This is a genomic window from Pseudanabaena sp. CCNP1317 (genome assembly GCF_034931345.1).
Taxonomy (GTDB): Bacteria; Cyanobacteriota; Cyanobacteriia; order Pseudanabaenales; family Pseudanabaenaceae; genus Pseudanabaena; species Pseudanabaena galeata.
In genome coordinates, this window is the sequence record NZ_JAYGIF010000155.1 from 14439 (window position 1) to 39823 (window position 25385).

11 protein-coding genes are annotated in these 25385 nt (G+C 43.4%); 2 read left to right on the plus strand and 9 right to left on the minus strand.

Going from position 1 to position 25385, the window contains the following annotated elements:
- Nucleotides 1–186 precede the first annotated feature (186 nt).
- Nucleotides 187–948 carry a peptidylprolyl isomerase gene (locus VB775_RS24185; RefSeq protein WP_281005907.1) on the plus strand — a complete coding sequence of 254 codons (762 nt, stop codon included), beginning with the start codon at nucleotides 187–189 and terminating at the stop codon, nucleotides 946–948.
- Between the two features lie 47 nt (nucleotides 949–995).
- Here the strand turns inward: VB775_RS24185 and VB775_RS24190 are convergent, their stop codons facing one another.
- On the minus strand, nucleotides 996–1382 hold the full coding sequence (locus VB775_RS24190; protein ID WP_281005906.1) for a hypothetical protein: 387 nt from the start codon (nucleotides 1380–1382) through the stop codon (nucleotides 996–998).
- 627 nt (nucleotides 1383–2009) lie between these two features.
- Here VB775_RS24190 and VB775_RS24195 point away from each other — a divergent pair.
- A complete protein-coding gene (locus tag VB775_RS24195; RefSeq protein ID WP_281005905.1) occupies nucleotides 2010–4220 on the plus strand; it encodes a phosphoketolase in 2211 nt (736 codons plus the stop codon).
- A 258-nt stretch (nucleotides 4221–4478) separates the two neighbouring features.
- On the opposite strand, the gene VB775_RS24200 is transcribed toward VB775_RS24195, so the two are convergent.
- The 8 genes from VB775_RS24200 to VB775_RS24235 all read right to left on the minus strand — a co-directional run bounded on the left by VB775_RS24200 (nucleotide 4479) and on the right by VB775_RS24235 (nucleotide 25177).
- Nucleotides 4479–6236, minus strand: a complete 1758-nt coding sequence (locus tag VB775_RS24200; protein WP_281005904.1) for an EAL domain-containing protein — start codon at nucleotides 6234–6236, stop codon at nucleotides 4479–4481.
- Between the two features lie 101 nt (nucleotides 6237–6337).
- Entirely contained in the window at nucleotides 6338–9949 is a 3612-nt protein-coding gene (locus VB775_RS24205; RefSeq protein ID WP_281005903.1) for a GAF domain-containing protein, read from the minus strand.
- A gap of 35 nt (nucleotides 9950–9984) precedes the next feature.
- Nucleotides 9985–11124, minus strand: a complete 1140-nt coding sequence (locus VB775_RS24210; RefSeq protein ID WP_281005902.1) for a hybrid sensor histidine kinase/response regulator — start codon at nucleotides 11122–11124, stop codon at nucleotides 9985–9987.
- A gap of 345 nt (nucleotides 11125–11469) precedes the next feature.
- Nucleotides 11470–13836 (minus strand): response regulator, encoded by a 2367-nt coding sequence (locus tag VB775_RS24215; RefSeq protein WP_281005901.1) that lies wholly within the window; start codon nucleotides 13834–13836, stop codon nucleotides 11470–11472.
- Nucleotides 13837–13847: 11 nt separating this feature from the next.
- Nucleotides 13848–17174, minus strand: a complete 3327-nt coding sequence (locus VB775_RS24220; protein ID WP_281005900.1) for a response regulator — start codon at nucleotides 17172–17174, stop codon at nucleotides 13848–13850.
- 3 nt (nucleotides 17175–17177) lie between these two features.
- Nucleotides 17178–17597 carry a response regulator gene (locus VB775_RS24225; RefSeq protein WP_281005899.1) on the minus strand — a complete coding sequence of 140 codons (420 nt, stop codon included), beginning with the start codon at nucleotides 17595–17597 and terminating at the stop codon, nucleotides 17178–17180.
- A gap of 70 nt (nucleotides 17598–17667) precedes the next feature.
- Nucleotides 17668–20943 (minus strand): PAS domain-containing protein, encoded by a 3276-nt coding sequence (locus VB775_RS24230; RefSeq protein ID WP_281005898.1) that lies wholly within the window; start codon nucleotides 20941–20943, stop codon nucleotides 17668–17670.
- Between the two features lie 658 nt (nucleotides 20944–21601).
- Complete coding sequence (locus VB775_RS24235; protein ID WP_281005897.1) at nucleotides 21602–25177, minus strand: PAS domain S-box protein; 3576 nt, start codon at nucleotides 25175–25177, stop codon at nucleotides 21602–21604.
- Nucleotides 25178–25385 lie beyond the last annotated feature (208 nt).

Below are 25385 nucleotides of genomic sequence, written 5' to 3' on the forward strand. Positions count from 1 at the left end.
GACAGTGCTGCTAAGCAATACTTTCAAAAAATTTCTTGGTTTGGATTTGAGAGTAATGCGCTGTATATAGCAATCCTAAATAGTTTGTAAGAGTTCGCCCCTTCGGGGCGAACTCTTACAAAACCCAAAATCTTACAACTCATTTAGGAGCGCTATATAATTTGTACAAATTATCAAGAGTTAAACATGTTGCGTTGGATTCTTAGTTGTTTTTTAGCGGTGAGTGTTTTACTCACTAGTTGCAGTAATGGCGGTAGTGTTTCTGCAAGTTCTTCCCCGACAGCGTCGGCTACTGCTAGCAGCAAACCTACGGCGATCGCTTCTACGCCAACAGCATCGCCTAAGCCTAGTGCTAGTCCTGAAAACTCCTTAGAGGCTGCCCTTGCTAAATTTGTGCAACTAAAAGGTAAGGCTACAGTGGAATTAAAACTAAAATCTGGCTCCGTGACGATTGAGCTTGATGGTGAAAATGCCCCCGTTACCGCAGGGAATTTTGCAGATTTAGTCAAACGTGGACTGTATAACGGATTAACCTTCCATCGTGTCGTCAAGGAACCAACTCCTTTTGTGGCTCAGGGTGGCGATCCCCTTGGTAATGGTACTGGTAATTTTATCGATCCCGCGACATCACAGCCTCGTTATATTCCTCTAGAAATTCTGCCCGATGGTGCCAAGAAACCAGTTTATGGCGAAATTTTAGCTCCCACTCAAAAGCCTAAATTACGTCATAACAAAGGGGCGATCGCCATGGCTCGATCTCAATTTCCTAACTCTGCATCCTGTCAGTTTTACCTTGCCCTCGACGATATCTACTTTCTGGATGGCTCCTATGCTGTATTTGGCTATGTAAAAGAGGGAATGGATCTAGTTGAAAAAATTCAAATGGATGATCGCATTGAATCAATCACGATTACCCAAGGCGAGGAAAATCTCAAACAACCTGTATAAAAAAAGGCGACGCGAAGCGTCGCCTTTTTTATTTGGAAGTAGAACTTTTAGCGAACGCGGATATAACGTTTTTCGATGATGTAGCGACTGCCATCAAGATCAACGTTATATGGGTTGTAGACCGATTGAGTGCTAGTGGGATAGTTTCTAGGTATAGTCGAATAGTTCCAAGCCCTGCCATAGTTGGGGACTACCTCACGCACAATTACCCTAGATCTAGTATTGGCTCTAGAGTCTCGATTGAAATAATTTTGTTTGTAGGGATGATGATAAATAGGCTGACGGACATTGGAACGGTAGGAATTGTAAGTTCGATAGTGATTGAGTGATGGACTCGATCCAAATCTAATGCTAATTGAGACATCAGCAAACGCCGATCCCACAAATGTCGTCATCGCTCCTATTGTGGCGATCGCTGTCATGATTACTTTCATTGGTTTATGCTCCTTAAAATTTTAGAACGCATTAGAACACAACACAGAGCCGTCTATCTCTACTTTAGCTTAATTGAGATTTTGCAACATTCCTAAGAGAACGTGAGTTCGATATAGCCATTTGTGTCGTGCTTCGCACGCCGCAAATGGCAAAAAATGGTAAGAATCGCTTAGCGATTTTTACCATTTTTTGCTTTTATCGAACTCACGTTAATTAACATCAGTTCGATAAAAGCTATAAAATTTTAAAAGCCAAAACAGTAAAAGCCTCGCAAAGCGAGGCTTTTACTGTTTTGGCTCCTAGAGAGGTTTCGCTCTGTGAAACCTCTCTAGGAGCTAGTTTGAAATTAACTCGAACTGAGTTTGTTTAGTATCTGAATATGTGCAAGATAGCTTTGTAAGGAGAGATTAAGAGATGTGAAAATAGAAATTTATACCAAATAGGATACTTCGCAAACACGCTCTTAGCATGGATTTCGATGGACACAATCCCATCTCCAACTTGTTTGGATTTGTCAACAGGTCTATACTAAAATGGCTATTAGAGAAAATTTAAATATTTCTTAATCTCTATTCATTACATAGTTAAACCTCTAGTTTGGACAAACCCAAGGTCAAAAAAAATCTATGGTCGCAACCCCTGAAACCACAAACGCAGCCACTCCCGCCTTTTGTGAAGGCATTCAGTACTTTGGCGAACCGTTGGAGGGGTTCGACGAGCTAGGACGTATACCCGTTCTTAGCCCTGACAAATCTGGTGTTACCGATCCAAGCGATCGCGCTGCGGTGTTTCAAACCTTACTAGCGGCTGATGCATTACGCTATCTCACCTTACAAGTCACAGCCAGCAAAGCATCAGGTCACCCTGGTGGGTTTGCTAGTAGTGCTGAAGCAGTAGCTGCCTTCTATATGCTTGGTCATAAGAATATGCCCACAGAAGTGGGACATCATGCCCCCGGATATTACAGCGCCATGTTTCTTGATCGCTCCCTAGAGGATATGGGCATCAGCACTGTAAGTCAAATGCGCGAAAGATATCGGGAAAAGCATGGCTTACTTGGTCATTTGTCGGGATATATCCCCGGAATTCTAGCGCCTGCGGGTCCCCTTGGACAGGGGCAACACTTTGCGATGGCGGCAGCGCTGTTACATCGTGACAAACTTTTCCCAGTAACGATGGGTGATGGTGGCATGGGTGAACCCTATCCAATTAGTTCGATCGCCCATTTTCATACCGCCTATCCTGAAGTTACCAATTTCATTCCGATACTAGTTTGGAATGGGTTTAGCCAAGAACATCACAGCATGGTTTCGACAAAGACCAATGCCGAAATGATTGCTTTTTGGAAAGGGAATGGCTTTGATGAAGTGATTTTGGTTGATGCTAAGGATTTTGATGATCAGCATCAGGAAGGAGATTATATTGATAGTACTGCCTTCTCTTTAAAGCAACGTCTTGCCTTTACGGAAGCAGTTCTCGTTGGTGTAGATAAAGCGGCGAAACTTGCCTTTGGTGGGAAGCTGACTGTATTTATCATCAAGCAACTTAAAGGCGCAGGAGTTCATGCACGCGGCGCAAAATCCCATAATCTCTATGCTCACCACACCCTTGATAATGCCGATGTGGTTGCGGGTCTAAAATCCCGTGCGCTCAATCCTGAAGCATGGCAAACCGTTCGCACCAATTTAGAATGGGCTGGCGGTGGTTCTTCTTCTAAAACTGCGGTTACGGAATCAGTCCTAGCATTAACGGATTTGGGAACTTTGCCTCTCGAAGAATATGCTGCTGGCGAAGCCAAGATCTCCACAACCGCCATGGGACGCTTAGTTGGTTATGTCGGACAAACCGATAAGCGCTATATCGTCACCAATGCCGATGGGAACGAAGCTTCAGGAATTGCCAATATTAACCAAGCCCTGAAAATCAATCACCCCACCACTGACGCTCTCTATAATCAAGAACCTGGTGGACAGGTTTACGAACCTCTGAGCGAAGATGCCTGTGCAGGTTTGGCTGTCGGCTTAGCGTTGATGGGTAGCCGGACTCTCTGGTGTTCCTATGAATCCTTTGCAATTAATGGACTTCCCATTTGGCAAACCGTCACTCAAGCAATGGCTGAGTTGCGTCGTCCCACACCTGCAACGGTATGTCTATTCACCGCAGGAGCCTTAGAGCAAGGACGTAATGGCTGGACACACCAACGCCCTGAAATCGAAGGTTATTTTGCCGCGATGATGCGAAATGGCAACGTGTTCCCACTATTCCCTCTTGATGCTAATAGCATTCAGGTTTGTTATGACTGGGCTTTGAAGGCAGTAAATAAGGGCGTGGTGATTACGGCTAGCAAATCTCCTTTGCCAATCCGTACTACCTTTGAGCAAACCAGACAGGCTCTAGAGGATGGCGCGATCGCTTTGCAAGAAATTGCAGGTGAGAAGAAGGTCGTCTTCGCTGTCATCGGTGACATGATGTTGCTTCCTGTTTACGAAGCTGCCCAAAAGCTGGCGGAACAAGGGATCGGCTCCAAAATTGTCTCAGTTGTTAGCCCTCGTCGCCTTTATCGGTCAACTGATGTAGCTTGGGATACTTGCTCTGAGCCAGATGGTAAGTTCCTAAGTGATGCTGATTTTGAGGCTTTCTTTGGTGGTGATGCTTTAGTTGGTGTTGTGGGTGGTGCATCGGCACTCCTTGAGCCAGTGATGCTCCGCAGCAATAGCAAGCGCGATATTTTCTCTTGGAAGCGCGGCGAAACAACGGCTTCGGCGGGTCAATTGTTTGATTTTAATGGCATGAATGCTGAGGCGATTTGCGATCGCGCCAAGCAGTTGATTAGCTAAGAGGTAAATAACCCCCTCTCTAACCCTCCGCTTGCAAAGTTTACCGTGTACACACAAGTCTCTCTGTCTACGTTTGAGGTTTTAGATCCCCCCCAGCTCCCCTTAAAAAGGGGGGAGAATTTTCTTCTTCCCCCTTTTTAAGGGGGATTGAGGGGGATCATTAGTAACTCATGCTATAGCTGATAACTTGTGTATACACCGTAGCCTTGCAAAGGGGAGGGAACTACCCCCCTTTAATTCCCCCTTTGCAAGGGGGAATTAAAGGGGGGTAGATTGCAAATAAACTTTCTCGACTTCTGAGGCAGGTAAAGGTTTGCTAAATAAGTAGCCCTGTCCATACTGACAGCCAACTTTTTGTAACCATTCAAGTTGCTCCTTAGTCTCTATTCCTTCCGCAATTACGGCTAAGCCAAGCTGATTACTTAGCGCAATGATCGTATCAACGACATGATAGTTACGATTTTCGGTTTGAATTTGGCTCACAAAGGAGCGATCAATTTTGAGATTATCAACGGGAAACCGATGCAGATAACCAAGAGAAGAATACCCCGTTCCAAAATCATCAATGCTGATTTGAATTTGCCGCGATCGCAATTCTTTGGTGATAGCGATCGCTGTTTCCGCATTATCCATAATCGCACTTTCGGTAATTTCTAACTTGATATGGGCGGGATTAGCTTGGGTTTCCGCAATGATGTGATCAATATCAGCAAGTAACGTTGTGCAAGAAAACTGGCGCACTGAAAGATTGATACTCATGGTTAGTTCTGTCCAGCCTTGCTGCTGCCATGCATAAAGTTGCTCACAAGCTTGCTTAAATACCAACATCCCCACAGGTACGATTAAGCCCGTCATCTCCATAGAAGGAATAAATTCTGCTGGTGAAACCATTCCCCGTTCAGGATGTCGCCATCTTACTAAGGCTTCAAATCCTACTAGTTTTTGAGTTTGCAACTCGATGATTGGTTGGTAAAAGAGAATAAATTCCTGTAGTTCTAGCGCTCGCTGAAGATCATTCTCTAAAATCAGGCGATTGTACATAGCAAGATGCATTTGACGATCAAAGATTTGATGACTGTCTTTGCCGCGTAATTTGGCTTGATACATTGCTGTATCTGCATCTTGCAAGAGTTCTTCAGGTTTATGATCGCTATATTTGCCCAGAGCAATTCCCATGCAAACAGTGATGAAGATTTCACAATTTGCCACAGTAAAGGGTTGAGTAAAGCTTTGGAGGATTTCTTGCAGAAATGGCTCAAGGGATATTTCTTCTTCAATTCCCTGTAATAGAAAACAAAACTCATCGCCACCCATTCTTGCTAATAGGTCGCGGGGACGCAGATGCTTTTGTAAACGTTGGGCGATCGCTATCAGTAACTGATTACCAACCGCATGACCAAAGGAGCCGTTCACCAGTTTAAACTGATCACAGTCTATATAAACTAGCGCCAGAGATGAGTCTCCCGTTTGTAACCTCTTTTTGAGTTCTTGAACTAAGAATGTTCGACTCGGCAACTTCGTGAGAGTATCCTCCAAAAGCATATTTTGCAATTGGGCTGTACGACTCTGCACCATCGCCTCTAATTGAGTATTGAAGGTTGCTAATTGTTGATATTGCTGGTGAATGCGGATCATCGATCGCACTCTTGCGGTTAACTCCAACCGATTGACAGGTTTACTAATAAAGTCATCGGCTCCCGCAAACAAACATTGAGCAAGGTCTTTTTTGGTAGTTAAAGCCGTCACCACAATAATCGGCACTGCGCTCCATTGGGGCATCGCTTTAATACGCCGACAAACCTCAATGCCATCCATATCAGGCATCATCACATCTAGCAAAATCAGATCGGGCTGAAATATTTCTAGGGATGAGATCGCATCTTTACCATTAGCCGCGTAATGTAAATTATAGTCTTGGTTTTCCTGTTCAAAGTCCTCGCTGGTACTTAACAGCGTCTCAATCACATCAAAATTATCAGGTTCATCGTCCACAACCAAGATTGAAGGTTTTTTCATAATTAGTTAAATTTATATAAAAGCTAAAAGTTGAGATTTACAGCGATTACCGATCGAACGAACCATAGGATAGTTTTGGAAAGTTTTGCGAATCAACACCTTTAAAAACTCTCTTGGCTTGGGTTTGAGCGCTCAGATCTGTAAAAATCAGAAGTTAAAAATTGTTGAATAATTTTTGTTAATTGCCTCAGCTTAATAGGTTTACTTAAATAATCATTTGCCCCTGCGGCAAGACAACGCTCTACATCATTGTCCATGGCTAGAGCAGTGATGGCAATGATCGGAACATGATCAAGACTAGGGATTTGGCGAATCTGTTTCGTGGCTTCTAATCCATCCATTACAGGCATTTGAATGTCCATTAAAATTAAATCAGGGTTTGCCGACTGAGCCAAAGCGATCGCCTCCTCTCCGTTATTCGCAAAAACCATGACATAGCCTTTGGCAGTTAAGTAGCTAGATATTGTAATAATGTTGGCTTCGTTATCTTCGACGAGCAAAATCACAGGAGGATGAGGATTTTGCTGGCTTTGGTCAGGCTCAAAACTCATCGCTTCAGCCTGACGCTCCACAGTTATCGATATAGGTGATGCTGTCATCTCAGCACAGGGAAGAATCACAGTAAAACAACTTCCCACCCCCAATTCACTAGATAACATTACCTTGCCTCCATGCATTTCCACAATCCGCTTTACTAGCGCCAGACCCAAACCTGTTCCCTGATATTGGCGATTGAGGGCGCTATCGATTTGGATAAAGGGTTGAAACAGCTTACTGATATTTTCTGGAGCGATACCGATACCTGTATCACGTATGGCAATGTGAATATATCTAGTGAAGTTAGATTCTGGGAGATTACCAGACCCCCAAGCCTTTTGCATCTCAACAGATAGCGGTTGGCAGCTTGCCTCTAAGGTAATGCAGCCACCCTCTGACGTAAATTTGACAGCATTATTTAGTAAGTTAATCAAAACTTGACGGATGCGCCGTTCATCAACAATTAATTCGGGTAAGTTCGGGGATAGTTTAGTTTCTAGTTGGATTGATTTTTTAACAGCTTGCTGTCTAATAAAGGTAAGACTGGATTGACAGAGAGATTCTACAGAAATGGTGGAGTATTCTAGCTCAATCTGTCCTGATTCGATTTTGGCGACATCAAGAATGTCATTAATCAATTCTAGTAAGTGAGATCCACTACGCTCAATCGTTTGGAGAGCCTTGACTTGGGCATTAGAGATTTTACCAAATACTTGCTCTTGCATTCCCTCTGTCATTCCCAGAATTGCATTAAGTGGAGTACGGAGTTCATGGCTCATGTTAGCCAAAAATTCATCTTTGAGTCGGGTGGCTCTGGCTAGTTCTTCATTTGAGACGGCTAGGCGTTGGTTGATTTCGGTGAGGACTTGCTGTGTTTGTTGCCGATCGCGAAGTTCCTGTTGCAATTGTTCTAATAAATCTGCTTGTTGAATAGCGATCGCTAACTGACCAGCAATCTGTTGGAGGAGATTACTCTCCCATGCTTGCCAAAGGCGTGGGCGATCGCATTGATGGGCAATCAGCAATCCCCAGAGAGCCTCATTTTGAATAATTGGCACAACGAGTTTCGCGCGAACCTCTAAGTCAGCCAGAAAATCAGCTAAGCAGGGTAACACTTCCAGAGGATCAGCTTCGCGATCTCTGAGGGCAAATATTCTGCCTTGGACATAGCGATCGTAATTAACTTGTGGAAAAACCTCCTCAGGAAAACTACTTTCTAAAGTTGACATCCATTGAGGTGAGACAGATTCAGCAATCACCGCACCTGTTTTGTCTGGGAAAACTCGATAAACTAATACTCGATCTGAGTTTAATACCCGATGAACCTCTTCCACGGTGGTCTTGAGGATTGCATCTAGATTCAGCGTGGATCGAATCCGTTGAGTGATTGTTTGCAATAATTTTGACTGTTCCGCTTTTTGTTGTAGCTCCAGTTCTGCTTGCTTACGAATCCGCAACTCTATTTGTACCTGTTCATATAAACTTGTTTGTTGCAGAGAGATTCCCAATTGAACAGATATTTGCTGGATAAAATTAATTTCGGATGGATGCCAACATCGCGATGAACTACATTGATGGATACAAAGCAGTCCCCAAAGCTGCTCACCATAAAATAAGGGCATCACTAGATTGGCTCTCACTTGAAACCGTGCGAGAACATCCGTATGACATTGTTCCTGTAATTGATAAATGTCTGACATGGCGGCATAGCGTCCCTGTAGGTAAAGGGGGGCATATTTTTCGCCAAAGCAATGATCATGGATAGGAATTGCCATGGCGGAGACAAAACCTTCTCCCACTGACTCAGCGACAAATTCGCCATCGCTGAAACCAGAATCTGGATAAAACTTAAAAATACCGACTCGATCAGCCTGAATTACAGAACGAATTTCCTGACAAGCCGTATTAAAGACAGTGTGGATATCAAGAGATTGACGAATCCGTTGGGTGATTTCCCGTAGAAGTGTTTCTCGCGATACCTGTTGACGGATCATCTCTTCAGCTTGTTTGCGATCGCTAATATCCACCACCACACAGACGCAATCATCTTCAGCGAGCATCGCCACCCCAATCAGCACATGAATGAGATGTCCATCCTTGTGATAGTAGACTTTTTCCCAAGGTGCAATCACACGACTAAGTTTCAGATGCTGGAGCGCATGGAGATCGCTTGGCAGATATTCGGCAGGGGTGATAGTTTCCCAGCTAATCCGCTTATCGCTCAGATCTTGGCGACTGTAGCCCAGTAGATCTAAGAAGCGATCGTTCGCATCAGTAATCTGACCGCTAAAGTCGGTAAACATCATCCCCACAATGTTAGATTCAAAAACTCGACGGAAGCGGGTTTCACTTGATTTTAAAGCGGCTTCGGCAAGCTTACGGGCTGTGATGTCAACCCGAACCGCTAGATAATGCTGTGCTCTACCTTGACTATCAGTAAAAGGAACGATCGTGCTATCAACCCAATACAGACTGCCATTCTTAGTGCGATTGCAAATTTCACCTCGCCAAACCTGACCATGAGAGATTGTTTGCCACAGATCTTGAAAGAAGGCAGAGGGATGATAGCTAGATTTAATAAGGCGATGGGTCTTTCCCATAAGTTCATCGCGAGAATATCCAGATACCTCGCAAAACTGATCATTGACATAGGTAATTACGCCTTTAACATCGGTAATTGCCACGAGCGCCGCTTGGTCAAGTCCTATCTTAAATGAGGTTAACTCTTGCATTAACTTCCGATAATCCATCTCGGTCTGTTGGTGCGAAGCATAGCTTTGCATACTTTCGGAAGTTACTACCCCCACTAGGCGATCGCCCCGATCGACAATCGGCAACTGCCTAATTTGATATTTTTGAAATAAATTAATTGCCACTAACGCATCGGTAAAAGCTGCCTCTTGCAAGGTAACCACGGGAGAAGACATCACTTCCCCGATCAATGAATTATCTAAATTATGTGGGAGGTGTCGTTGGGCGATCAGTCTGAGGACATCTTGTTCAGTGAAAATGCCCAACAAATGCTCACTTTTTACTACTAACAGGTAGTGCGCTTTCTCTCTATGCATTTTCGCGATCGCTTCCATCACAGTCGTCTCAGGCTCAACAACAAGCGGGTCAAGAATGATCGTGGACGTTAGTGGTAGATGGGCTAGCGGATCGACAGAGGTAAACATAGGTTATCAAGGGAGGGGGACAGAATTGGTCAAAGCTATAACTTTGGATAGAGTGGTAATGAAATATATACAGTCGTCTCTTGCTGGTAAATGCTTGTAATGGAAAAATTGCCTCCTGCGAGTTCAACAATTTTTTTGACCACCCTTAAGCCCAAACCGATACCTTGCTGCTCATAGTTTTTACGCTCAAACTGTACAAAAGCATCAATGCGATTAATTTGCTCATTGGTCATGCCCCGTCCTAAATCCTTTACTGACAAATTAAACATGTTTTCTGCCACTTGACTACTAATTTTAATCATCTTTCCTGCGGTGGAAAACTTCACTGCATTATCGACTAACTCATGGAGGATCGTCAAAAGGTAGCGATCCGATAGGGCAATCTCTGCTTCCTCAAAGTCAAATTGGAGATCATCACTACGTTTAAGATCTTTAACATAGGATTTTAGCGAAGATTCAATCATATCTCTAGAGAATTTAGTATGCGCTACTTTAAATGACTCTTGCCGACTAGGGGAAACCTCAAGCTCTAGGTAGATCAAAAACTTTTTGGTTAAACTCTCTAAACGTCTTGCGGATTCGTCAGCCCACCCTAGCATTTCGTGTATTTCGGCTATATCCATACTTTCGATATCTTCTTTTAGCATGGCGATCGTGCCGATAATGCCATTGAGGGGCGTATTTAACTCATGGGACATTCTTGAGGCTAACGTACCGCGCAATTCATTGAGGGTGCTTTCAAGGATATTAATCGTATTTGCTTGGATATGGGATAAAGTTTGGATATTGTCATATTGTTGCTTGATTCTCAGCATTGAATGCACCCGCGCCCGCAGTTCAATACTATTGATCGGCTTACTAATAAAATCATCGGCTCCCGCATTGAGGCAGTTAGCCATATCAGTCTTAGAGCTTAAGGCTGTCACCATAATGATCGGCACAGTTTGCCATAACTCGCTAGCCTTAATCCATTTACAGACCTCTATGCCATCCATCTCTGGCATCATCACATCTAGCAAAATCAGATCGGGCTGAAATGCGGTAAGACTAGCGATCGCACTTTTACCATTGGCCGCATAATGCAATTCATAGTCATATTCGCTTAAGAGAGCCTCAATTACATCAAAGTTATTCGGCTCATCATCAACAACTAAAATCGAAGATATATTTGTCATTGTATTTGTCGTTTTTTTACTTTAGAAACCATTTAAGAATTGTCTAGATCCCCCTCAATCCCCCTTAAAAATGGGGAAGAAGAAAAATTCTCCCCCTCTTTTTTAAGCTACGGTGGTGTACCCACAAGTTATCAGCTATAGCGTGACTAATAATCCCCCTCAATCCCCCTTAAAAAGGGGGAAGAAGAAAATTCTCCCCCTTTTTAAGGGGGGCTGGGGGGGATCTAAACCCTCAAACGTAGACAGAGAGACTTGTGTGTACATGGTAACTAGATAAGTTGGGGCTGGGCTGGGGGGATCTTTTAGAGCTTTGAACATGATGGTCTATGCTTTGTACTAACTAACCTATGAAGAATTTTTAGCAAGGTAATCCTCCAGATACGCAACAACTAAAGGAAAACTTTGATCAATCTCGGTCATTAAGCGATCGCTACCCTCTAATTGATGATTGCGTCCCGCAACTTCCAATCCAAAACAAATTTCAGAAAAAGCTTTAGCACCGAGCATTATGCTACTTCCCTTTAGGGTATGCGCCACATATTCTATCTGCGAAGCATCTTGGTCGAAGATAGCTTGACGCAGCTTTGCTAAGAGGACTGGACATTCTTCGTATAAGAATATGTTGATCATTCGTTTCGGCAAATTCAAGGAAACCTTCTCAATTTCCTGAAGTGCATGATCATCAAAGTCAGTATTTAAGTGCAGCGTATCCTGCTGAATTTCAATTCCTTTAGGAAGATTACCCCAACGCTCAATGATTCTTTGTAACGTATCAAAGGAGACGGGCTTACTGATATAGTCATCCATCCCTGCGGCTAAACACATTTCGCGATCGCCTTGCATCGCACTAGCAGTCATCGCAATTAGAATGGGGCGGGATGGGTTAGTGGATAGTTTTGCCCAGTCCTCCACAATACAAGTAGCAGTTTCCAGTCCATTTAACCTTGGCATCTGCACATCTAAGAACACAATATTAAAAGTACTACTCTTAATTGCTTCTAGAGCTTCAATCCCATCGTTGACAATTAAAGGTGTATAGCCCATTTTACTGAGCATAGCTAAAACCATTTCTTGGTTGATCAAATTATCCTCGGCAACCAAAATATGCAGTGGCAGTTGAGTCGCGAGGTTAGTCCTAAGGGGTTTAGCATGGCGCAATATGCTTCTCCTTTCCAAGGGAATCATGGATTGAGGAGGTTCATCTGTAACTAAGACTGGCAACAAAAAGAAAAAGCTAGAACCACTACCTAGAGAACTTTCTGCCCAAATCCTGCCTCCCATCATCTGTACAAGTTTTTGACAAATCACCAGACCCAAACCTGTGCCACCATACTGACGGGCTGTGGCGATCGAGGCTTGGGTAAAAGGTTGAAATAGTTTTTGTAATTGTTCTGAGGAAAGTCCGATACCTGAGTCCTGTACTTCAAAAAGTAACGTCACTTCATTCTCAGTCTGTAAAGAAGTCTCTGGAGATACAGATATAGAGAGTCTTACTGCGCCTTGATGGGTAAATTTGACGGCATTATTTGCCAAATTCAGTAGGATTTGACGCAATCTGATCGGATCGCCAAGAATATATGCAGGTGTTTGCGGATCGATCTGGTAATCTAGCCCAATTCCTTTGGATTCAGCTTGCTGACTTAGGAGTTCACAGGTATCGCCAATAATTCCATATACATCAATTGGTAGATTCTCTAGTAAAAGTTTTTCGGACTCAAGTTTAGAGAAGTCGAGAATGTCATTGATGACTGTTAGCAGTATCTCTCCGCTAGTTTGAATGGATTGAACAAACTTATTTTGTTCTTGATCGAGGGAAGTCGTCGCCAATAGCTCCGTCATGCCCAAGACTCCATTAATGGGGGTGCGGATTTCATGACTCATCATCGCTAAGAAATCGGACTTAACCCGTAAAGCCGCCTCCGCTACTTCTTTGGATTTTTGGAGATTGGTTTCGTATTGCTTGCGATCGGTAATGTCGCGAAATCGCCAAACAAATCCCCAAAAACGCCCCGTTGGAGAAGTAACAGAACTACTAAAATACTCGTAGGTCATTGCATTGATGACCATCTCACCATGGGTAACTTGATCTGGTTCATCATAGGTTTCTTCCAAAATCTGGGTAATTGCTTGGGGGGAATTAGCCGATTGCAGTAGGGGTAAAAGCGGTAAGTCTTGATGATTGTTATTAGAGGTAATGGCGTTGATATCACATATTTCGCATATTTTTTGGTTATAGGCGACTAGTCGTCCCTGTTCATCGACGGCAATAAGTCCCTCTAAGCTGGCTTCGAGTTGGGCATGGATCAGAGCATTGGCGCGTTCTAGTCGATCGTGCTGCTCTTTAATGCGTAACATGGAGCTAACCCTTGCTCGGAACTCCAAAGAGTTTAGGGGCTTACTGATGAAGTCATCGGCTCCCGCATTCATACACCTTGCTAGGTCTTCCTTAGAGTTAAGTGCAGTAACCATAATAATTGGCACGGCTTGCCATTCGGGTAAAGCTTTAATCCGTTCGCAAACCTCGATGCCATCCATAACTGGCATCATTACATCTAGCAAGATTAGATCGGGCTGAAATGTGTCGAGATAGGCGATCGCATCTTGACCGCTAGCAGCATAATGCAACTGGTAATCTCGGTCGCCCAAGATAGTTTCAATCACGTCAAAATTATCAGCTTCGTCATCAATGATTAAAACAGATGCTAAATTCATTGCCTATCTTCTTAAGTCGCTAAAAGTTGATGGATAGTAGCCGCCAGTTGCTTTAGCTTAACAGGTTTAGTCAAATATTCATTAGCTCCTGCGTCTAGGCAACGATCGCGATCGCCTGTCATGGCTAGAGCCGTCAATGCAATAATCGGAATATTAACTAAACTGGGAATTTGGCGAATCTGTTGCATCGCTTTTAATCCATCCATGACTGGCATTTGGACATCCATCAAAATTAAATCAGGTATTGCCGATAATGCTATAGAAACCGCCTCTTCTCCATTTTTAGCTAACACAATACGATAACCTTTAGCGATGAGGTAACTAGAAATTGTCATGATATTAGCTTCGTTATCTTCAGCGATCAAGATGAGCGGAGTTGATTTGCTAACACTTGGGGTATCTAGACTAGATGTCTCGATAGTTTGATGGCTGGTAATTATTTTAGATGGTTGTGTGTTACTAGGAACACAGGGTAACTCAATGAAAAAGCAACTACCTACACCTAGTTCACTAGTTATCCCCACTTTGCCATTATGTAGTTCTACCATCTGTTTCACTAAGGCAAGCCCCAGTCCTGTACCTGCGTATTGACGATTTAACGCACTGTCGATCTGCACAAAAGGCTTAAATAGTTTTTGGATATTTTCTGCGGCAATACCAATACCTGTGTCAATTACCGCTATGCGGACAGATTCCCTTACCTCCTCATTAGTTTGATCTAGAGAAGCAGAAATCAACTGGAGGCGGCTAACTTCTAGGGTAATAGTTCCTCCCTCTGGGGTAAATTTGACAGCATTGTTTAGAAGATTAATTAAGACCTGTCGAATCCGCCGTTCATCCACAAGTAAGTCGGGCAAATTGAGTGGAAATTTGGTGAGGATCTGGATGCGTTTTTGCATCGCTTGCTGCTTGATAAAAGCCAGACTGGACTGGCATAGGTGATTAATTGAAGTAGGTGTATAGTCCAGCTTGATTTGCCCAGATACAATTTTAGATACATCCAAGATGTCATTAATCAGTTCTAATAAATGCGTTGCACTAGAGTCTATGGTTTCTAATGCTTTGAGTTGGCGATCGCTAATCTTACCGAATACTTGTTCTTGCAATCCTTCAGTCATGCCCAAAATCGCATTGAGCGGGGTACGCAGTTCATGGCTCATGTTTGCCAAAAACTCATCCTTAAGTCGCGTTGCGCGGGCTAACTCTTGATTAGTCTGTTGCAGTTGCGACTCAGCTTGCTTGCGATCGCTAATATCTCGCACAAAAAAGACTGCTTCATCATTGCCACAGGGAGCAACGCGCACCTCTTCGTAAATATATTTACCTTCTATCTGAATCTGCTGTTCATAAATTTGGACAGTCTGAGTGGTGAGGGCTTGTTGCAACGCTGCATACTTGCGTTCCGCATAAATTCCCGAAATAGTTATGGGAAAAGTTTCATAAATGCTTTTCCCAATGGATTGTTCGGGTTCAACTAGATTTTTCCCCTGATGCGACACCATAAAGTCTACATATTGCCCCGCACGATTAACTCGAAATACAAGATCGGGCAAAGCTAAGAGGGTCGCACGAGTTCGCTCTTCACTCCGTTGGAGTGCTTCTTGCATGGCATAGCGATCGCTAATATCCATGGCAATACCTAACAGTCGAGTCACCTTTCCAGCCGAATTCCAGATCGGCTCAGTTTTCACAAAAACATAGCCAATGGAACCATCAGCACAGATGATTTCGGCATCCATCGTAAAGGATTGTCGATCGTTAATTGCTCGTTCATGCAGTAGTTTTAGATGTTCCTGCTCATGGGGGGCAAAAAATTGAAAAAACTGCTCATAGGTTGGTGCAGGGCTATGGGGATCAATAGCTAGAATATTAAAAATCTCCTCTGACCAAGTTACTTTATTGTTGATGACATCTAGCTCCCAACTGCCAAGATGGGCAATTTGTTGCGCCTCTTGCAAGCGAGCCTCACTCTGCTGCAAAGCTTGAGTGCGCTGTTGGACGCGATCTTCCAGTTCTTGATTTAAATTTTCTAGGGCTTGGGTAGCGCGTTCGCGCTCGATCGCAATTTTGACGATATTCGCAGCAAGGGCGATCGACTCTAGCTCTTGCCGCTGTGGATGATGAATATCGTGATGATAAACAGCAAAAGTGGCTAGGACAGATCCATCACTGGCGATCGCAGGAAATGACCAGCAAGATTTTAATCCATGGGCTAAAGCTAATTCCTTAAAATCTTGCCAAAGCGGATCGGTAGCAAGATCAGACACAATCACAGGCTCTTTCCGAAAGGCTGCTGTGCCGCAGGAGCCAGCCTTTTCCCCAATTGACATGCCTTCGATCTCTTGATTATAAGCATCTGGCAAATTAGGGGCTGCCCCTAGATGCAGTTTACCTTCGTGATTGCAAAGCAAAATAGAGCAAATTCCTCCTTCAATTTGATCTTCCGTAGCTATAGCTAAAATCTCAAAAATATTTGGTAAAGGCTCTCCCTTAGCAATTCGCTCCAAAATCGAGTTTTGCATTTCGACGCGCAGTTCCGCCTGTTTGCGATCGCTAATATCCAGAGTCGTCCCTGTCATGCGGAGCGGATTGCCTTCCCGATCCCATTCCACTACCTTCCCCCTTGATAGTATCCAAATCCATGCCCCAGACCGATGACATTTCCGTAGTTCACATTCATAAACTGGAGTCTTTTGTTGTAAGTGGCTTTCCATCGCGAATTGAGCTTTCTGCGAATCTTCTGGGTGGTTTAACTCCCACCAAGTCTTTGTGCCAAATTGTTCTAATTCCTCAAGGGTAAAGCCAAAAATTTCAGCCAATCGCTCATTAATAATTACCTCCCCAGTCTGAATCGACCAATCCCATAAACCAATGCCCGATCCTTCAACCGCTAGTTGCAGACGTTCTTTGACGAGATCTAGCTCAAGTTGCGATCGTTGACGCTCCACACGACTTTCCGCATCTCGCACTTCGCGCCGTATTGCCTCAGCTAGTCGAGTGAGACTCCCTTTCATCAAATAATCTTGAGCGCCTGCTTTCATCAGTTCGACCGCAGCCGTCTCGCCGATTGTTCCAGAAACCACGATAAAAGGAAGATTGGGATATCGACACTTAACGATTTGGAGCGCATCATAAGCATTAAATTTGGGTAAATTATAATCTGAAATAATTACATCCCAAGTTTGCTTCTCTAAAGCTGCACACAAAGCTTCTAACGTTTCTACCCTTTCCCAGATAATGTTCAATCCAGAACGACGTAGTTCTCGCTGTACTAAAAAGGCATCATCCTCTGAGTCTTCAATATTTAGTACACTTAGGTTTAGGATGTTGTCAGTCATAGCCTATCCACCGTTGGGTAATACTTCATTAATTACGGCCCAATACAGCCCTAGTTGCCGCACAGCCTCTGTGAACTTCTCAATTTCCACAGGCTTACGGACATAGCTATTTGCCCCAAAGTTGTAACTATCAATAATATCTCGCTCTTCACTGGAGGAGGTGAGTACCACCACAGGCAATAAATGCGTGCGTTCATTAGCGCGAATCCGCCTTAATACCTCTAGCCCATCCACTTTCGGGAGTTTGAGATCTAGCAAGACGACACTGGGTAGTGGATCAGCATTCAACACCATGAGCAAAGCTTCTTCCCCATTACGAGCCACAAGAATGTCATTGGCAATATTGCCACGATGCAAGGCTCGAATGGTTAACTTCTCATCATCGGGGTTATCTTCGACGAGAATGATTGGGCGCAGAGTCATTGTTTAATCTCCTATTCCTATGATGACAAGATGTGACTCGTAGGAAGGGTAGTGCTTTGCACTGCCCTTCCTACGTCTTGAGAGATGATATTTCAGGTATTGTGAAATAAACTGTTGCTCCTTTCTCGACTGCCCCCTCAGCCCATACTCGTCCGCCATGCCGATGAATAATCCGTTGCACAGTGGCAAGTCCGATCCCCGTTCCGACAAATTCATTCGTGTTATGTAGCCGTTGAAAGACCCCAAACAGCATATTGGCATAGTTCATATCAAACCCCGCTCCATCATCGCGAATAAAATAAATGAATGATCCATCCTGTTCACTTTCCGATGGCTTGACACCAAATTCAATTAGCGCACTGGGATGATGACTGGTAAATTTCCAAGCGTTTTGGATTAAGTTACTGATCACCATTCGCATCAGGGTTATATCGGCTAGGACATATACGTTTGAGGCAATTACGCTTTCTACTTGTCGTTCTGGCTCCGATGTTCGCAGTTCTGCTAACTGTTCAGTAACTAATGCACTGAGGTTAACTTTGTCGTATTGCATCTCTGAGCGAGATACACGCGATAGACGCAGCAAGTCCTCGATCAGCATACCCATTCGCGACACGTTATGACGAATTCGATCAAAATAGTCTTTCGCATCGGCATCGAATTTGTCGCCATAGTCTTCCAGTAGAGCTTTACTGAAGCCATCGATCGCTCGTAAAGGCGATCGCAAATCATGGGATACAGAGTAGGCAAAAGCCTCTAATTCACGATTAGAAGCTGTTAACTGTAATGTTGTCCGCATGAGTTGAGCTTCCGCTTGTTTGCGATCGGTGATATCAAGGTTAATGCCGATCATCCGCAACGGTTTACCCTGAGGATCACGCTGTACCAAGGCATAGGCTTTGAGGAAGCGAATTGTGCCATCGGGATGAATCACCCGAAATTCGGGATCGTAATCATTTGTTCCTGCCAAGGCTTGTTGAATTGCTGATTCGGCGCTAGCTCGATCATCTGGATGTAAGCTGCTTACCCAAGCCTCATAGACACTTGGGAACTGAGTGGAGGTAATGCCATAAAGTTCATACATGCGGTCATCCCAGACCAAGATATTGTCAGGAACGTTCCAATCCCAGATCGCGATCGCCCCAGATTTTACGGCTAAGGCTAGACGATCAGAGAGAGTTTGCAATTCTGCTTCTGCTTGTTTGCGATCAGTAATATCCAGAACCGTACCGATCAGATGCGTTAATTGACCTGTCCCCGTAGAGACAATTGGTTCTCCTCTTGCTTGGATGTAACCTAATGTGCCATCACAGCGATAGAATCGAATTTCAAGGTCGTAGGGTTGGACAGTGGCAGCCGCTGTTTGGAGCACTTGCTGATGATGTTCTCGATCATCGGGATGTATCTGCTCCTGAACCTCCGCAAAGCTAGGCATTCCCATTGCTGGATCACGACCAAAGATGTGAAAGACCTCATCAGACCAAATAATCTGTTCGCTATAGGGATCAAACTCCCAACTGCCTAGTTTACCAATGCGCTGTGCAGTTTTGAGGTGAGCATCACTCTTGCGAATTTTTTCTTCGGATTGCTTGCGATCGCTGATATCAACATGACAGCCAATCATTCGCAAAGGTTGATCATTTTCACCCCACTTAATCACTTGCCCTGAGCAAATCACCCAAACCGTAGAGCCATCTTTGTGCCGATATCTGACCTCATTGCAAAATGGAACTTCGCCGTGGGTTTGGACATGTCGCTCAAAACAATCGAGAACCTTTGCCAAATCTTCATCAAAGATCAGGTGTTGCCATGTCTCAGGAGAATTGGGTAATTCATCATCTTCATAGCCAAACATTTTTTTGAATTTGGGACTGAGGTATTCTTCGTTAGTTTGCAGATCCCAATCCCAATAACCCGCAAGCAGAGTATCAAAAATGTTTTCTAACAGGCTTAGCTCTTGGCTAACTTGCTCAGCAATTAATCTTTCGGCTTCTGCTTGTTTGCGATCGCTAATATCCGTATGCGTTCCCAACATTCTCAAGGGATTACCTGACTCATCCCAAGCGACAATACGCCCTAGCGAGAGAATCCATTTCCATTCCCCAGTTTGGGTAAGTTGGCGAAATGCCACTTTATATTCTGGCAAAATCCCAGCCACATAGTCTTGATAGACCTTGGCAACTTGCTCGCAATCGTCAGGATGTATACGTTCTAGCCATTTAGCATTGGTTTCCTGAAAAGTGCTTGGGTTATAGCCTAGCATCGTGGCATACTCAGGACTGGTGATTGCTTCTCCCGTCTGTAAGTTGAGATCGTAAAGCCCTTGATTGGCAGCCCGAAGCGCCAGACGTAAACGCTCCTCGCTCTCGTATAGTTGTTGCTCGTCTTGGGCACGTTGTTGGGCATTGGCAATGGTTTGCGCCATTACTTGCAGCAGTCTGATTATTTCCTCGCCCCAAATTACTACTTTACTAAAGGAAGCAAATCCCATCACTCCTGTAACAACGGATTTTTGGATGATGGGAACCGATAGGGCTGACACAATATTGAACCTTTGCCAACTGGCTTTGTCGATCGCCGCCTCAATGGGAGCATCGCTAACTCTAGGCATATTCACAATCTCTCGTCGCAGTACTTTGGCATTAGCCCAAGGAAAGGCTGAAAAAGGAACATTCTGTACTAGTGTGATTTGTCGGGGATATTCTGGCTTAGCCCATTCATTGGTCATACTAACCGTGCCGTCGGGAAGCGGCGAGTCAACCTGCTCTCTGAAAGAGAATTTAATCAAGTAGCTGGTGTCTGAGTTGGTTGCTTCCCCAATCAGTTGCAAGGAGCGATCAATCTCAGCATCTAGTTGATCTAGGCTAATATCGATAAATCGACTACTGATTTCCGCAATCAGTTGATTAAAGTCTCGCTGCAATTTCAAAGCTTGTTCAGTGGCTTTGCGATCGCTAATATCCGTAATCGTACCGATATAACCGATAATTTCGCCAGACTGATCGCATTCAGCTACTGCTTGACCGTAAACCCAAGTGATTTCCCCTGCTTTATTTTGAAAGCGATACTCTAATTGGAATGGACGATTTTCTTGGAGAGCCTTATTCCACTCCATCGTCACAAGTTCGCGATCGCTAGGATAAAGCCCATTAATCCAACCAAAGCCCTCCGCTTCTGTGGTTGTTAGCCCCGCAATCTGACACCAGCGATCGTTCACATAGCAGCAGCTACCAAGAGCGTCAGTACGATAAATTCCTACAGGCACAGAAGCTACCAATGAGATAAACCTTTGTTCACTTGTGGAACTCAAGTCATCTACGCGAGAGCAATTTGTATGGGTAGACATAATATTGTGTAATCTAAAAAATACACACAAAAGTCAGTAATCATCTTTTATTTTACTCCTTTTATACCAATTCACAAAAATGTGCTGACACTTTTATGAATTAAAAACAAAGCTTAGTAAAGATTTTCAAAGCACAAGTTAGCTAAGTTATTGTATTTCTCGATATTACGCCCATCGCTATAAAAAATCGAGAATGATAGAATTATTAATGGTTAACGCAAAAATACTCTACAGAAATTTTACAATGCTGTGCGATCAAGTTCCAGCCAAGAAAAGTTTTAAAAGCGTTTCAAAGAAACGCTTTTAAAACTTTTCTTGTGGCTCGTTTTCTCAGCAATTGTAGTATTGTTTTTTTGAACTGATGGTATACAAAACACAAAATGGCGTAGCCATTTTGTGTTTTTAAAACCCTTACTGGATTTGGTTTTAATTCACAAAAGTGTGTCAATACTTTTGTGAATTGGTATTAAGTAGCTATGTAGAATAAATTACCCAAACCCGTAAAGTAGCACCCCGCAGGGGCGCTACTTTACGGGTTTGGGTTTGTATAGCAATGTAAGTTTTGCTTAGGACATAAAACCAAAAAGATGAGTGGCGGCGCTTCGCGCCGCCACTCATCTTTTTGGTTTTGCATAGCTACTTACTTACGGGGATGTTTTTAAGATGAGGATGTTGCATTTGTGCCATCCCTCGCATTTAAAAGCTCTTGAATCGTCATTTCTAATTGCCTTAGTTTCATCGGCTTGCTTAGGTACTTGTTAGCCCCCGCAGCTAGACAGCGATCGCAATCTCCTGACATCGCTAAAGCCGTCATCGCAATAATTGGAGTGTCAACAAATTTAGGATCAAGACGGATTTTCTGAGTTGACTCGATTCCATCCATAACAGGCATTTGGATATCCATCAAAATTAAGTCTGGTTGGTGAACTTTCGCCAGTGTGATCGCATCTTTACCATTATTCGCCAATAAAATCTGATATCCATTAGCTTCTAAATAGCTGGAAATCGTAATAATATTTGCTTCATTATCTTCTACTAACAAGATGAGAGGAGATTGATCTTTGGTGGCTTTGGTGATTGGTGTATTTAGTAATAAGGTCGTCTCTGGGTTATTACTGAGAACGACTTCAGAGGTAACATCATAGGGTAACTCCACTGTAAAGCAACTACCCGCATTCACTTCACTAGTTAGTCCGACTTTACCGCCATGGAGTTCAACGATGCGTTTTACTAGAGCTAGCCCTAATCCAGTCCCTTCATATTGTCGATTTAAAGCACTATCGATCTGAATAAACGGCTGGAATAGTTTCTGGATGTTTTCTGGAGAAATGCCAATACCTGTATCAGTTATTGAGATTTGTAAGTACTGTTGTAAAGGGCGATCGCTCGTAGCTATATTAGGAGTCAACTGTTTAGATTCTAAGGTAACTCGTCCTCCCTTTGGCGTAAATTTAACGGCGTTGTTCAGTAGATTAATCAAAACTTGGCGAATCCGACGTTCATCGATAAATAGCGGCGGGAGATTGCTTTGAAGTTTTATATTCAGTTGAATCTGCTTTTGCGAAGCCTGTTGTTTCACAAAAGATATACTGGATTGACAGAGATGACTAATAGATGTGGAAGTGCAGTCTAATTTGATGTGTCCTGCTTCAATTTTAGCTAAATCAAGAATGTCGTTAATTAGCTCCAACAAATGCGAAGCACTACGCTCAACGGTTTGCAGAGCCTTAAGCTGTCGCTCATTAACATCACCAAACACCTGTTCTTGTAACCCCTCGGTCATCCCAAGGATGGCATTAAGTGGGGTACGAAGTTCATGACTCATATTGGCGAGAAATTCATCCTTGAGTCTGGTGGCTCGGATTAATTCTTCGTTTGTTTGCTGTAGTTGCAGTTCTGCTTGCTTACGATCGCTAATATCAAAATTGACTCCCAACATGCTGTAGGGCTGTCCCTGATCATCACGCACTACGATCCCATAGGCTTTAATAAAATGGATACTGCGATCGGGATGTACGACTCGAAACTCCGTATCATATTCAGCATTTCCTAAAATAGCTTGATGGAGTAATGTTTCTGTTTCCGTCCGATCATCAGGATGTAATCCGTTAGACCAAATATCGTAGGCTATATTTTGGTTCGTTTCGCTGTTCCTACGTAACTCTGGCTGACCTGTGATGCCAAAGAGTTCATACATGCGATCGTCCCAGCGCAAAGTATTTTGTCTGATATCCCATTCCCAAGTACCGATCGCCCCAGATTTCAGCGATAGGGCAAGGCGTTCCGACAGTTTTTGAAGTTCTACTTCCCGTTTTTGCAATTCCGATGTGCGTTCTTTGACTTTAGCCTCTAGAAATTGATTGAGTTCTTGCAGTTGCTGCTCTGCTTGCTTGCGCTCAGTGATATCCCGACAGATGCCAAACTGGACAATCTCACCCGACCAATCCACGCTGCTGGCACTAATTTCCACCGTAAGGAGTGAGCCATCCTTGCGCCGATGTAAGGTTTCAAACTTGACACTCTTCTCTTGAGCAAATTCTTGAATTCCTGATAGCAGTTCTACTGCTGACCATTTAGCATCAATATCATAGATACTCAATGACATTACTTCTTCGCGACTATAGCCTAACATGTTCGCAAAGCTTTGATTTGCATCGATTAAGTATCCTTGAAGGTCTAACACAAACAACCCATCTAAGGAAGTATTAAAGAGCATTGCACTACGGTAATATTCTTTTTCCAGCTTTGCTTCTGCTTGTTTGCGATCGCTAATATCACGAATCATAAATAGAACTTCATCTTCACCACTCTTAACTGCTCTAACTTCTTCACAGATCAAGCGATCGCCTACTTGAATCTGTTGTTCATAGACCTGTAGTTCCCCCGTTTCTATCGCTTTTTGTAAATAGTAAAACTGTTGTTCGATAATATCTGCGGGTAATACTTCTGCCATCGACATGCCAGCACGATCCAGCTTAGCCGTAGCGATCGCAAAATCACGACTTTGAGTCACAAATTCTCGGTAAACTCCATCAGCCCCAACCCGAAACATGAGATCGGGAATCGCAGCTAACATGGCGCGACTCTTGGATTCACTTGCAGCTAAGGCAAGTTCAGCTTGGTTGCGTTCGCGCATGGCAATATGTTGTTCACTAACATCTCTAACTAACAACAAAACTTCATTTTCGTTATAGGGAACTATTCGCACTTCTTCGATTTGCTCTCTACCATCGACAAAGATATTTTGTTCATATATCTGCATGGAATTAGTTTGAAATACCTGTTGGACACATTGCAAGCGTTTTGTGGCAATGTCAGCAGGAAGTGTATCAGACACATGCGTTCCTACCAGATCTTGTAAAACACCTACCACTGCAAAGTTGGGAGTAGTAACACATTCCGAATAGAAGCCTTCTCGACTCATGCGAATGATCATGTCGGGAATCGCACTCAGTATGGCGCGTTGATGGGCTTCGCTCTTGAGTAATTTAGCTTCGGTTTGTTGACGCTCAACTAGTTGATCTTGCAATCTTTGGTTGTTTTGAGCTTGTTCAATGGCGATCGCATGGCTAGCACACTTGATAAATAAAGCCGCAGTTACGACTGACAGGAACATGCTAATCAGTACTATTTGAATACGAACTACCTTCGCTTGACTAAGATCTAAATCCACTTCTTTTTCCCGTTGGTACACAATCTCAGCAAAGGGAGATAGGCGATCGGAAAATTCAATAAACCGCAGAAAATTCTTGCTCTTAAAAAACGCTACTAGCTGTAATTCTGCATCAATGAGGTTTTTAGGCGATGTGTTAGGTGATATGGTGAGTCGCTCTAGGCGATCGAACAAATCTTGATATTCTTGCTGAAATTCGGTTAAAAACTGCTTTTGTTCCTTTAGTAAGGCTTCTAATCCTTCTATGGTTGAGAATTCTCCCGAATTGTGATGAGCCTTGACAATATTTAAGTTTGTTTGAATGGATTCAAGCAATTTTCGATTTTCTTGCCGCAAAATCTCAACATTATTTAGTTTTGGAGATAGTTGTGGGGCAGGTTGATTATATAAAATGTCTAACTGGAGCGCATTTATAGATTTACGCTCTTGAGATATAACCTGACTCTTTTGTAATACTTCTTGATGGTAGTAATTTCCCAATAGCAATCCAGTTATAGTACCTAAGGAGGTAATACCTAGAGCGATCGCATATCCATAAAATATTTTGTTACTTAAAAACATTTGGGATGATAGCTTATGCCAAAAATTGCTAGATGAAATTAACTGGTAAGTTTAGTTTAGCTGATATCGTCAAATAATCGTTATACTTTAAACGGGTATAATCTGAGCTTTTTTGAGATTTTGGAAACGGAGAGTGAGTAGCGATAGCAGTTCTTTTTTATGGTTAATATGAGCGTTCTCAATACATGAAGAAATAGCATCCTGAAAC